At 52.2% G+C, this 13485-nt stretch carries 7 protein-coding genes; 6 read left to right on the plus strand and 1 reads right to left on the minus strand.

From position 1 onward, the window contains the following. The first annotated feature begins 7 nt into the window (after positions 1–7). The 4 genes from rsmA to ACLU9Q_RS05075 all read left to right on the plus strand — a co-directional run bounded on the left by rsmA (position 8) and on the right by ACLU9Q_RS05075 (position 6706). Entirely contained in the window at positions 8–871 is an 864-nt protein-coding gene (gene rsmA / locus ACLU9Q_RS05060; RefSeq protein WP_298514032.1) for a 16S rRNA (adenine(1518)-N(6)/adenine(1519)-N(6))-dimethyltransferase RsmA, read from the plus strand. Between the two features lie 127 nt (positions 872–998). After that, on the plus strand, positions 999–1709 hold the full coding sequence (locus ACLU9Q_RS05065) for a LytR/AlgR family response regulator transcription factor (RefSeq protein WP_296835200.1): 711 nt from the start codon (positions 999–1001) through the stop codon (positions 1707–1709). Further along, positions 1706–3019: an ATP-binding protein gene (locus ACLU9Q_RS05070; protein WP_296835198.1), complete on the plus strand. Its 1314-nt coding sequence runs from the start codon at positions 1706–1708 to the stop codon at positions 3017–3019. Before ACLU9Q_RS05065 ends, ACLU9Q_RS05070 begins: the two co-directional genes overlap by 4 nt. Positions 3020–3292: 273 nt before the next feature. After that, on the plus strand, positions 3293–6706 hold the full coding sequence (locus tag ACLU9Q_RS05075) for a glycoside hydrolase family 3 N-terminal domain-containing protein (RefSeq protein WP_296908321.1): 3414 nt from the start codon (positions 3293–3295) through the stop codon (positions 6704–6706). A 225-nt stretch (positions 6707–6931) separates the two neighbouring features. On the opposite strand, the gene ACLU9Q_RS05080 is transcribed toward ACLU9Q_RS05075, so the two are convergent. Beyond that, positions 6932–7612, minus strand: a complete 681-nt coding sequence (locus ACLU9Q_RS05080) for a dihydrofolate reductase family protein (RefSeq protein ID WP_296835195.1) — start codon at positions 7610–7612, stop codon at positions 6932–6934. A gap of 331 nt (positions 7613–7943) precedes the next feature. On the opposite strand from ACLU9Q_RS05080, the gene ACLU9Q_RS05085 reads away from it, so the two are divergent. Together ACLU9Q_RS05085 and ACLU9Q_RS05090 are read left to right on the plus strand one after the other, a co-directional pair. Beyond that, on the plus strand, positions 7944–10961 hold the full coding sequence (locus tag ACLU9Q_RS05085; protein ID WP_296835193.1) for a beta-glucosidase: 3018 nt from the start codon (positions 7944–7946) through the stop codon (positions 10959–10961). Positions 10962–11073: 112 nt separating this feature from the next. Beyond that, on the plus strand, positions 11074–13482 hold the full coding sequence (locus ACLU9Q_RS05090; RefSeq protein ID WP_296835202.1) for a glycoside hydrolase family 3 C-terminal domain-containing protein: 2409 nt from the start codon (positions 11074–11076) through the stop codon (positions 13480–13482). Positions 13483–13485 lie beyond the last annotated feature (3 nt).

The following is a 13485-nucleotide window of genomic DNA, read 5'->3' on the forward strand; positions in this document are numbered from 1 at the left end:
GAGCATTATGGAAAAACTTTCAAATCCTCAGAAAACGATTGAGGTCATTCAGAAATATGAATTTGCCTTTCAGAAAAAATTCGGACAGAATTTTCTGATCGACGGGCATGTATTAAATAAAATCATTGCGGCTGCCGATATCACGAAGGAGGATTTCGTGCTGGAAATCGGACCGGGCATCGGCACGATGACGCAGTATCTCTCCGAGGCAGCGGGAAAGGTACTTGCCGTGGAGATCGACAAAATGCTGATCCCAATCCTGCAGGACACGCTTGCCGGGTACGGGAATGTGGAAATTTTAAACGAGGATATTCTGAAGGTGGATATTGCGGCGCTTGTGGAGGAAAAGAACGGCGGGAAGCCGATCAAGGTGGTGGCAAACCTTCCTTATTATATTACGACGCCGATCATCATGGGGCTTTTGGAGCAGCACGTGCCGGTGAAGAGCATCACGGTGATGGTGCAGAAGGAGGTGGCGCAGCGGATGCAGGCGCAGCCGGGCAGCAAGGACTACGGGGCGCTGTCGCTGGCGGTGCAGTATTACTGCGATCCGTACATTGCGGCGAATGTGCCGCCGAACTGCTTTATTCCGCGCCCGAAGGTGGGAAGCGCGGTCATCCGGCTGACGACGCATGAAGAGCCGCCGGTAAAAACGGCGCACGAGAAGCTGATGTTCCGGATCATCCGGGCGTCGTTCAACCAGAGAAGAAAGACGCTGGCGAACGGGCTTAGTAACGCGCCGGAGCTGGATTTTACCAAAGAAGAGATTGCGGCGGCGATCGCGGCGCTTGGCGTGCCGGCGGGGGTGCGCGGCGAGACGCTGACGCTGGGGCAGTTTGCGCGGCTCGCGGATATTCTGGGCGGAGTATAAATGCATCCTGAAATGCCAGGAAAGCTCACGACCATGTGAGGATTTTGGACAGCATGAAGAGGCAGAAAGGAATTGTAGAATATGCGGCTGGATGACCGGCGTCGGGGACGGAGAGAGGAAAGAGAAGATGATACGGATTGCGATTGTGGAGGACAATAAAACATGCAGGCAGGAGCTGACAGCTTATATCCGGAAATTTGAACAGGAGAGCGGTGAGGCGATCCAGCTCACCTGCTTTGAGGACGGGGAGGATATCGTGACGAACTACCAGGCAGTTTACGATATTATCCTGATGGATATTGAGATGCGATTTATGGACGGTATGACGGCTTCGGAGCGGATCCGCGAGCTTGACGAGGAGGTTGCGATTATATTTATCACAAATATGCCGCAGTATGCGATCCGCGGGTATGCGGTGAACGCGCTGGACTATGTTTTAAAGCCGGTTTCTTATTTTGCCTTTTCACAGCGCCTGGATCGGGCGGTGAGCCGTCTGCGGAAAAAGGAGAAGCATTATCTGGTGATCCGCTTAAAGGGCGGCTCCAAGCGGATCGCAACGGAGGATATCTACTATATAGAAAGCCAGGGGCATTCGCTGATCGTCCACGCGAAGGATGGCACGCATGAGACGTCCGGCACCATGAAGGAGATGGGCGAAAAGCTGGAGCCGTTCCACTTCTGCCAGTGCAATAAGGGGTATCTTGTGAACCTGGAGCATGTGGACAGCATTCAGAACGGATGCGTAATGGTAGGGGGCGATGCGCTTGCAGTCAGCCGTCCGCGCAAGAAAATTTTCCAGGAGACGCTTGCCGCCTATATGAATGAGGTGCTGCTATGATATTCGAACCGGTAATCCCGAATGTTCCGCGCTATTATACCGCAATTGCAGAGTGGATAGCGTGTCTTGTCTATGTTCTGATCCTGAAAAAGCGTTATTCCGCGGCAGGCACAGCAGGAATCCTTGTCGGAGGGCTGGCGGTTCAGATGCTGATACAGCTTGCTGACGGGATGCTGCCGGAAATCCTCTGGGTACCGGGGATGCTTGTGGCGGTGGCATCGATGGGCGGTCTGATCATGCTCTGCTGTGAAATGTCGCTGAAAAATGCGATGTACAATTCGGTGCGCGCTTTCCTGCTCGCGGAGCTTGCGGCATCCCTGGAGTGGCAGCTTTATTTTTATATGGTACACGGCAGACCGAACGACGTATTTTATGTGCGCCTGCTCTATGTCACTGTGATCTATGGAATTGTTTTCTACATTGCCTACAGGCTGGAGCGGCGGGCGCTTGTGGACGGCGATATGCTGCAGGTTTCCACGCGCGAGCTGCTATCAGCCGCGATGATCGGCGCGCTTGCGTTTTTTATGAGTAACCTAAGCTTTTTGTACGAAAACACCCCGTTCAGCAGCAGTATCGAGACGGAGATTTTTAATATCCGCACCTGGGTGGATCTGGCGGGCTTTTTTATTTTGTACGCCTACCATGCGCTTCTGAACGAATTTCATCTGCGCTATGAGCGCGACACCATGGAGGATATGCTGCAGAACCAGCTCATGCAGTACAAGATGTCCAGAGAGAGCATTGACCTTGTAAACCGCAAATATCACGATCTGAAGCATCAGATCGCCGTGCTGCGCGCGGAGAGCAATGCGGACAGGCGCAACGCCTACCTGGACGAGATGGAGAGCGAGATCCGGGTGTACGAGGCGCAGAACAAAACCGGGAACGATATCCTGGATACTGTGCTCACCTCAAAAAGCCTTTATTGTGACAAGCATAAGATCGGTATCACCTGCGTGGCGGACGGGCATCTTCTGGATTTTATGGACGTGATGGATATCTGCACTATTTTCGGAAACGCACTTGACAATGCGATTGAGTGTGAATTAAAGATTCCGGATAAGGAAAAGCGCCTGATCCACCTTTCGGTGGCGGCGAAGAAGCAGTTCCTCACAATCAGCATTGAAAATTACTGTGAGGAGGAAGCGGTGTTTAAGGACGGGCTGCCGCTGACATCAAAAAAGGATCATGCGTATCACGGCTTCGGCGTGAAGAGCATCCAGCACAGCGCGCAGAAATATGGCGGTTCCCTGACGGTGAGCCAGGAAAAAAACTGGTTCCGGCTGATGATCCTGATTCCGCTCCCCTAAAACGAAAAACCGGCACAATGTATAAAAATGAAAAATAGAAATTGTACAATTCGTACAAAGTAAAACCTGCAGCACAGAATAAGGCTGACAATTTGCGCAAGAAAAAGAACAGTTTGTGAAAAGAGTGTGTCCTAAAATAAAATCTGTGGTATATTTTTCACATATTCGGCAGCGTGCGGGAGAAGGTGCAAGGGTTTCCGCAATGCCGGACCGGAAGGGAGAGGAGTAGCTCACCGCTCCGTTCCGAGGAAGAGAAAAAGGAGGATAAAGGTTTTGAAGAGAAAGAAAGTGTTATCATTGCTGCTGGCTTCGACCATGGCTCTGAGTCTTACCGCTTGCGGAGATTCCAGTTCCAAGAAGACGGAGACAACTGCGACAACCGAGGCGGCAGAGGAAACAGAGGCTGCTGCGGCAGAGGAGACTGAGGCAGCGGAAGAAACCGAGGCGGCTGAGACCGAGGCGGAAGAAACAGAAGCTGCTGAGACCGAGGCGGAAGAAACAGAAGCTGCTGAGACCGAGGCAGTAGAAGAAACCGAGGCAGAGACTGCGGCGGCAGACCCGTACAAGACAGCGGATGCAGCGGCAGACCCGTACAAGACAGCAGATGCAGCGGCAGACCCGTACAAGAATGCGGACGCAGCGGCAGCAGACCCGTATAAGAATGCGGACGCAGCGGCAGCAGACCCATACAAGAACGCAGATGCAGCGGCAGCAGACCCGTATAAGAATGCGGACGCAGCAGCGGCAGACCCGTATAAGAACGCGGATGCAGCAGCAGACCCGTATAAGAATGCAGACGCAGCAGCAGACCCGTACAAGAATGCGGACGCAGCAGCAGATCCGTACAAGAACGCGGACGCAGCAGCGGACCCGTACAAGAACGCAGACGCAGCAGCAGACCCGTACAAGAATGCAGATGCAGCAGCAGACCCGTATAAGAATGCAGATGCAGCAGCAGATCCGTATAAGAATGCCGGTGCAGCGGCTGAGGAAACAGAAGCTGAGACGGAGGCTGTAACTGAGGCGGAAGCAGAAACAGAAGCTGAGACGGAAGCAGAAACAGAAGCGGTTACGGAAGCAGCGACCGAGGCTGAAACGGAAGCGGAAGCTTACGTGCCGGTTCCGGGTGACGATGCAAAATATACCGTTACCGTAACGGATGATAACTGGATCAAGATCGAGAATGAAGATGGCGAGACTCTGGGACTTTCCTCTAATTCCGGCGTTAAGATCATCGAAGAAGACGGCTACGCATTCAAGGACCTCGACCAGGACGGCGAGCTGGACGTATATGAGGACTGGAGAAAGACCAGCGAAGAGCGTTCGGAAGATCTGGTAAGCCAGATGGAAGGCTCCGAGATGGCGGCAATGCTCACACACGGCGGCTGGGGCGATTTCACCACTGAACCGCTTACCGATGAAGACGGCTCCGCAACCTATTTAAGACAGGGCGGACGCGGCGGCGTTACCAGAAACATTTCCCAGGGCGGCGGCGCACATGCAAAATGGACCAACGAAATCCAGGCAGTTGCTGAGAGCTGCTTATACGGTATCCCGGCTATGATCTCTATCGACCCGGCAAATATTTCCGGTCTGATCGAGACGGTTTCCCTGGCATCTACCATGGATCCGGAGCTGGCGGCTGAGATCGGTGAGGAAACCTCGAAGCAGTACCGTGCGGCAGGTGTTACCGCGCTCCTTGGACCGCAGGTAGATATCGCATCTCCGGTTATGGATCGCGCAGGCGGAACCTACGGTGAGGATCCGCAGCTTACACTGGATATCGCAACCGCTTATGTAAATGCGATGCAGTCCACTTATGATGAAAACGGCGAAGACCTTGGATGGGGCGACGAGTCCGTATATTGCTTCACGAAGCACTACGGCGGCGCAGGCTCTACCGAGGGCGGACGCAACGACCACAGCAATGCAGGACGTTATGCTACGTTCCCGGGCAACAACCTGCAGGCACACCTGATCACCTACTTTGACGGCGTATTCAACCTGCCGGGACTGACAGGCGCATCGGGTATCATGACAGAATATGCGATCAACGTAGATGCAGACGGCAACCCGTATGGCGGCGAGTGGGCAGGCGCTTACAATCCGTTTATGTACGGCCTTCTGGAGGAGGCTGGCTACGACAGCCTGAAGATCACTGACTGGGGCGTATATCAGTTCGCAGGCGTATGGGGTGCAGAATCCCTGGAAGAGCCGGATCGCATCGCTACAAGCTGGGAGAGAGGTGCAAACCTGCTCGGCGGTTACAGCAATGTTGAGAATGCTGTAGCAGCTTACAACATCCTGGTAGAGCGCGACGGACAGGAAAAGGCAGATGAGATCGTTGGACATGCGGCTTACAACTACATTATCGTAATGATGAACCTTGGCATGTTCGACCAGCCGTACAGCGATTCCGCATACGCAGATTCTATCGTTTACAGTGATTCCGCAAACGAGTACGGTCTGGAAACACAGAGACAGTCTGTAGTTATGATCAAGAACGACGGCGTGATCAGCGAGAAGGAAGCTTCCGAAGAAAAACCGACCGTATACGTACCGTATGTATACAACACAGGCTTCAGCGCAACCTGGATGACAGGTATCAGCCAGGGTACACCGTCCTGGACACCGGGTATGGACCTTGAAGTTCTCGGCAAGTATTTCAACATCGTAACCGATACACTGGGCGATCCGACCGGCGAGGCGGATGCAAACGGCAACGCGACCTACACGAAGGATGACCTTACACGTGCAACTGAGGAAGAAATTGCAGCGTGCGACTATATCCTGGTTGGCATGAGCAATGCATACAGCGTTTCCTACAATGCGCTTATGACAGGTGCATTCGGCGGCGCACCGGCTCCGGAAGGAACGGAAGATGAATGGTATCCGGCATCCCTGCAGTACGCAGAGTACACGGCTGACACCGCACGCGAGGTTTCCATCTCCGGTAAGATCCTGGAAGACGGCACGAAGGAAAACCGTTCCTACAAGGGCAATACCGCTCCGGCAGCAGCAAACTACGGCGATCTGGAAGCACTCCAGTATGCGGATTCTGTTGCAGGCGACATTCCGGTGATCGTTTCCATGAAGATGGAACGCGGCATGGTTTGGGATGAGGTAGAGCCGCTGGCAGACGCTATCCTGGTATGCTACAACAAGCAGTACAATGACGTTGTTGCTGAGATCATCCTTGGCCAGACAGAGCCGAACGGTCTTCTGGTATTCCAGCAGCCGGCTTCCATGGAAGTAGTAGAGGCACAGCTTGAGGACGTTCCGCGCGACATGGAATGCTACGTAGACGCAGCAGGCAACACCTATGATTTCGCATTTGGTATGAACTGGGCAGGCGTGATCAGCGACGAGCGCACAGAGAAATACTCTGCAGAACCGCTGACAACCATCCAGAGCCTTGATTTTGCGGCATATGAGGCAGCTTATGCAGGTGAGGGCGCAGTGGAAGCAGATGCGGAAGAGGCAACAGAAGCAGAAACTGACACGGTAACAGAAGAAGAAACAGAAGCGGAAACGGAAGCAGTAACAGATGCGGAAACAGAAACAGAAGCAGTAACAGACGCGGAAGAAGAAACGGAAGCGGAAACAGACGCAGAAACAGAAACCGAGACAGAAACAGAAGCGGAGACTGACGCGGAAACAGAAACGGAAACCGAGACAGAAGCATAGTTTATAGCTCAGGTTTTATCAGACTGCGGGGCTGGATGAGCTCAGCCCTGCAGTGCTCTTCCTTTAGAGTCCGGCAGGGGATTATCCTCTGCCGGATTTTCTTGCCATGCATACGACAAAAACGTCCGGTGGACGTTTTTAGTCTGGCGGGACCGCACGGTATTTCCCCATGCGGTATCTGCCGATACTCAGTCTTTACATTTCTGCCCTACAAACAGACAGCGGTCAGTGAATTACCTCATAGCGTAATCTGAGATAGGAATTTTTCAGAACGACACATTCCTGCAATTTCAGCACGCATAATTTTGATAATTCGTTTTCCGACAGTAAGGATTTCCCGTCGATTAAAGTGGCGGTATCTTTCCCGCCGACTAATACAGGCGCTACAACAATATCAACAAGATCTATCAGCTTTTCACGAAGAAACAGTCCGTTTAGTGTACCACCGGTCTGTATCGTTATCCTTTCACAGCCATAGTCTGCTTTGAGCCTGGCAAGAGCGTCCTCTGGCGATAATTCATTTTGGTATATGATATGAAGATTATCCTCTTCCATTTCAAATGCCGGATGATTTTTGTTGGATGTAATCAGAACGAACTGCTTTGATAAAGCACAAAAATAGCGGATACCGTGTTCCGTTAAATGTTTATTATCAATGACAGCAAAGGAGACAGGCGTTTTATCTGGCATATCCGCTGCGTTGACACCGATTTTCGCCTGCACTCTTCCAGAATTAAGTGACCATAAATCTGTTGTCTGCTCTATTTCATAATATTGATGTAACCCTTCTTTCACTCCTGTAATTTTAGGAAAGTCCTTATCCACATCTAAATTATCTGACGCACCAGTGCTGATTTTACCATCAACAGACATTAGCATAAACAATGTTGTAATTGGTCTGTCCATTTTATTCCTCCATCTTTCGATTAATTCATATGCACATTATATCATGGTATGTGTCATCTGCCAATGATACTTAGTTGCTGTAAGCAGCAAATCTCTGGAGCTGTCTGCAAAGTTGCTATCTATGCATCGTGCACAAAACCGACCTGGTAAATTTGTGCAAAATAGACATATGAGGACAGGAAATAAAAAAAGCATAGGACAATTTATGAAGGAAAATCTGCAATTTGTGCAAATAACGCACCATAAATCAAGATGTATGCTATAATTTTTTTACCAAAATCACCAAGGCGCTGCCGGGGCGCCTGCGTGAAAACCAAAAGGAGGAGAAAAGATGGTAAACTTATTGGCAAATCTCCTGGGTCCGATTTTCGGCAGCCTGGGAGTCAGTGAGGCAGACCTGCTCGCCTACCTCACACAGTTACAGGGGTACGTGTACTTTATCCTTGCCGCTCTGGTTGTACTGATTGTAGTATTAATCCTTGCATCCAAAGCAAAAAAGGGCTTCAAACACGTAATCCGCTGGGAAGCGGTGATGGCATTTTTCGCCGCACTGCTCATTACGGTCAATGTAATTTGTTACGGACCGATGTACACAAACGTTTCCGGTTTTCTGAATGCATCAAAGGCAGATCTCACGGAAGAAACGATTGCTCAGAGTAAAGACATGATCAAGAGGATCGGCGAAGAGGGCACCGTTCTCTTAAAGAACAACGGGCTGCTTCCGTTATCTTCCGATGTCAACAGCCTGAACGTATTTGGATGGGATTCCACCAACCCGCTGTTTGGCGGAACAGGCTCCGGTTCCTCGGATGCATCCACCGCAGTCGGTATTCTGCAGTCTCTGCAGGACGCAGGCTATGCGACAAACGAAACGCTTACAAAGCTCTACACGGATTATCGCGACACCCGTCCGACAATTGCGATGTCCTCTCAGGACTGGACGCTGCCGGAACCGACGGTGGACGCTTATACAGATGATATCATGACAGAGGCAAAGGAATTCTCCGATACGGCCGTAATCGTTATCGGACGTTCCGGCGGTGAGGGCGCAGACCTTCCGATGGACATGAACGCTATCATCCACAGCACCTACAACCCGGGTCTTGAGGTTTCTGTTGCTCCGGCAAACTGGTGCTACATGAACGCTTACTACACAAACAACGGCTCCTACGACGACTTCGAGCCGGGCGAATCCTACCTGGAGCTTTCCGTAACCGAGGAACAGCTTGTTGAAAAGGTTTGCTCCGAGTTTGACAACGTTATCGTGATCATCAATGCAAACAACACCATGGAGCTTGGCTGGGTAGACGAGTATGAGCAGATCGGCGCCGTTCTTCTGGCTCCGGGCGCAGGCAACACCGGCTTCGCAGCGCTTGGCGAGATCATCAACGGTTCCGTAAACCCGTCCGGTAAGACGGCGGATACCTTTGTAAAGGATCTGATGCAGGCGCCGTATATCAACAATATCGGCAACATGAGCTACAGCAACGTGGAGGATCTGAAGCAGCAGATCGCTGCGGCGGACGCTTCCTACGAAGGAAATATCGCATTTGCAAACTATGTAGAGGGTATCTATGTCGGATACAAGTTCTACGAGACGGCAGCAGAAGAAGGCTTCTTAAAATATGAGGACTATGTGCAGTATCCGTTCGGCTATGGCTTAAGCTTCACCACCTTTGAGAAGACCATCGAAAACTTTGCGGACAATGGCGACAGCATCTCCTTTGATGTAGTTGTAACCAACACCGGCGACGTTGCAGGCAAAGATGTTGCAGAAATCTACTTCACACCGCCTTACACGAACGGCGGTATTGAAAAGGCTTCCGTAAACCTTGTTCAGTTTGAAAAGACCGGCGTGCTTGAACCGGGCGCATCCGAGACGCTCTCCTTTGAGATCGCGAAGGAAGATCTTGCTTCCTACGATTCCGAAGGCATCAAGATCCAGGGCGGCGGCTACATCCTGGAAGAGGGCGATTATGTGATTTCTGTTCGCTCTGATTCACACACCGTAGATGCAGAGGAGACCTTCACGGTTGACGCTGACATCGACTACAGCACAGAAGGACGCGCAAGCGATGCTGTTGCAGCAACCAATCAGTTTGAGGATTACTCCCGCGGCGATTTCGTACAGCTCTCCCGTGCAGACAAATTTGCAAACTACGACGAGGCTTGCGGGCCGCTTAAGGAAGAACAGTTTGTGATGTCCGATGAGACTCGTGCGGCTGTAGAAGAAAGCGCATTCGGCACCTATGATCCGACAAAGTATGACAACGCAGACGATGCGATGCCGACACTTGGCGCAGACAACGGTCTGACACTGTTCGACCTCAAGGGCGCTCCGTATGACGACGCAAAATGGGATCAGCTTCTCGACCAGCTCACCTTCGAGGATATGGCGACGATGATCAACGTAGGTGGATGGCAGACAGTTGCAATTGATTCCGTTGGCAAGGTGGCAACCTCCGACTGTGACGGTCCGGCAGGTCTTAGCAACTTTATTACCGGTTCCTATGGTACCGCTTATCCGTCCGAGGTTCTGCTTGCGCAGACCTGGAACAAGCAGCTTGCTTATGAAGTGGGACAGGCTATGGGACAGGAATATGCAGACGCAAACAACTATGGCTGGTATGGTCCGGCTATGAACACACACCGCTCCGCATTTGCAGGACGTAACTTCGAATATTATTCCGAGGATGGCGTGCTTGCAGGATATCTGGCGGCGAACCAGGTAAACGGTGCGGCGGAAAAGGGCGTATACGCTTACATCAAGCACTTTGCAGTAAATGATCAGGAAACGAACCGCTGCTCCTTCCTGCTGACCTATGCATCCGAGCAGGCGATCCGTGAAATCTATCTGAAACCGTTTGAGCTTTGCGTGAAGGGCTTCACTGGCACAACGCAGGCGTGCATGTCCTCCTTCAACTGGATCGGAACGATTCCGAGCTGTGCGAATGGCTATCTGCTCAACAACGTTCTTCGCGGTGAGTGGGGCTTTGAGGGCATGGTGATCACAGACTACGACGGTTCCTACGGCTACATGATTTCTGACCACTGTGTACGCAACGGCAACGATCTGATGCTTGGCTTTGCAAGCGCAGCGTCCAACCAGTTCACAGACGAGAGCGCAACGGCAACCCTTGCAATGCGCGAGTCCTGTAAGAACATCATGTACACGATCGTAAACAGCGGCTACTATGCAGGCGACACCAACCCGGTAGGCGGCATGACAAATATGGACAAGCTGTTTATGACGGTTGATATTGCAGGCGGCGTGATCATCGTCGGCATCGCAGTACTTGTACTGGTTCGTTATCTGTTAAAGAAAAAGAAAAAAGCGTCTGTTGAGTAAAACAGATGCGGACAGCAAAAAATAAGGCATGAAACCAGGGAAAGGGATCGCAGTCCCGGCTGCATCCCTTTCCAAAAAAAGAAAAGAAGGTGAAGAGTTGGATATCAAAAAAATGGTCCAGGATATGACTCTGGAGGAAAAATGCTATCTGCTTTCCGGTAAGGATTTCTGGCAGACCAGGAGTGTGAACCGCGTGGGACTTCCGTCGATCTTTCTTGCGGACGGACCTCACGGCGTGCGTAAGCAGGCGGGAGCTGCAGACCAGCTTGGCTTAAATGCCAGCGTTCCGGCAACCTGTTACCCGACGGCGGCGACGATGGCAAACAGCTGGGACGAGAATCTCGCGGAGGAGATGGCGCGCTCACTTGGAGAGGAAGCGCTTTCCCAGGAAGTAAACGTACTGCTCGGACCGGGCCTCAACATTAAGAGAAGCCCTCTGTGCGGACGTAACTTTGAATATTTTTCGGAAGACCCGTATCTGGCAGGGAAGATGGCGGCGGCATATGTGAGAGGCATTCAGTCTCACGGCAGTTCTGCGTGTCCGAAGCACTTTGCGGCAAACAGCCAGGAGCTTCGCCGTATGGCAAGCGATTCGATCGTGGATGAACGGACCCTGCGCGAAATTTATCTGACCGGTTTTGAAATTGCGGTGAAGGAAGCGCACCCGAAGGCGATCATGTCGTCTTACAATCGGATCAACGGGGAATATGCAAACGAAAATAAACACCTCCTGCGCGATATTCTTGTCGATGAGTGGGGATTTGACGGATTTGTAGTGTCTGACTGGGGCGGCTCAAACGACCATGTAAAGGGCGTGGCGAACGGTTCGCATCTGGAAATGCCGACCACCGGCGGCGATAGCGATGAAGAGCTGATCGCGGCGGTAAAGAGCGGCAAGATATCGGAAGCCGCGGTAAACGAGCGGGTAGAAGAGATCGTTAAGGTGATCATGCAGCTTGCACCCGCGACGCAGGCGGCAAAGGGAAAGATATTTGATGTGGAAGCACATCACATGATGGCGCAGAAAGCGGCGGAGGGCAGCATTGTCCTTCTGAAAAATAAAAACAATACGCTGCCGCTCGCAAAAGGCGCGAAGGTAGCGGTGATCGGAGATTTCGCGCAGAAGCCGCGCTACCAGGGCGCAGGCTCCTCGGTAGTAAACCCGACGAAGCTTGACAGCACCCTGGATGTGATAAAGGACTTTGATCTGAACATGACAGGCTTTGCTGCAGGTTACGTGCGCACCGGAGAGGCAAACGATGTGATGAAGCAGGAGGCGGTGCGCCTGGCGAAGGAGTCGGAAAACGTACTGCTCTACATCGGCCTGGACGAGGTGAGCGAGGCGGAGGGACTCGACCGCGCGCATATGCGTCTGCCGAAGAACCAGGAGGAGCTTTTAAAAGCGCTCCTGAAGGTAAATAAGAACATTATCGTTGTGCTCAGCGGCGGTTCTCCGATCGAGATACCGTGGGCGGACGAGGTTCCGGCGATCATTCACGGATATCTTTCCGGACAGGCGGGGGCGGCGGCGATGCTCAAAGCAATCACCGGACAGATCAATCCGAGCGGAAAGCTGGCGGAGACATATCCGTTTAAATACGAGGATACTCCGGCGTATAACTACTTCCCGAGCAAGGAAAGAAGCAGCGAGTACCGCGAGGGGCTGTATGTCGGCTACCGCTATTATGCAACGACCGGCGTGAAGGTGCGCTATCCGTTTGGCTTCGGTCTTTCCTACACCACGTTTGCATACTCGGGCATCACGGCAACGGATAAGGGCGTTACCTTTACGGTGAAGAACACCGGCGGAAGAGACGGCGCGGAGGTCGCACAGGTTTACGTGGCAGCGAAGGGCGGCAGAGTGTTCCGTCCGGCGCTGGAGCTGAAGGGCTTTGCGAAGGTATTCTTAAAAGCGGGCGAGAGCAAGACCGTGACCGTGCCGCTGGATGACAAGGCATTCCGCTACTTCAATGTAGAGACCAATAAATGGGAGATAGAGGGCGGTGAGTACGAGATCCTTGTCGGAGCCTCCAGCGAGGACATCCGCCTGCGCGAAACGGTTTCCGTGCAGGGCACAAAGGCGCAGAGTCCGTATGACAAGGCAAAGCTTGCCGATTACTACAGCGGAAATGTGCTGAATGTATCGGATGAAGAATACGAAGCGCTGCTTGGCTATCCGATCCCGGACGGCAAATGGAGAACGGATGGTCTGCTGGATGTGAACGACGCGATCTGCCAGATGTACTACGCAAAGAGCGCTCCGGCAAGACTTGTCTGGAAGATCATGACCAACATGAAAAATAAGAGCGAGGCGAAGGGCAAACCGGATCTCAATATCCTGTTCATCTACAACATGCCGTTCCGCGGTATCGGCAAGATGGCAGGCGGAATGGTCAGCCAGGAGATGGTCGGCGGCATCATGCAGATCGTCAACGGACATTTCTTCAAGGGGCTTGGCAAGGTGATCGGGGGATTCTTCCGCCAGCGCAAGGTAATGAAAAAAGCGAACAAGATGGAATAGAGT

It is taken from the genome of Marvinbryantia sp., assembly GCF_047017445.1.
GTDB lineage: Bacteria > Bacillota > Clostridia > Lachnospirales > Lachnospiraceae > Marvinbryantia.

Bases quoted from the DNA above. Each gene is read 5' to 3' on its own strand.
- ACLU9Q_RS05080 (WP_296835195.1), bottom strand. From the start codon at position 7,612: ATGGACAGACCAATTACAACATTGTTTATGCTAATGTCTGTTGATGGT.
- rsmA (WP_298514032.1), top strand. From the start codon at position 8: ATGGAAAAACTTTCAAATCCTCAGAAAACGATTGAGGTCATTCAGAAA.
- ACLU9Q_RS05070 (WP_296835198.1), top strand. From the start codon at position 1,706: ATGATATTCGAACCGGTAATCCCGAATGTTCCGCGCTATTATACCGCA.
- ACLU9Q_RS05085 (WP_296835193.1), top strand. From the start codon at position 7,944: ATGGTAAACTTATTGGCAAATCTCCTGGGTCCGATTTTCGGCAGCCTG.
- ACLU9Q_RS05090 (WP_296835202.1), top strand. From the start codon at position 11,074: ATGGTCCAGGATATGACTCTGGAGGAAAAATGCTATCTGCTTTCCGGT.
- ACLU9Q_RS05065 (WP_296835200.1), top strand. From the start codon at position 999: ATGATACGGATTGCGATTGTGGAGGACAATAAAACATGCAGGCAGGAG.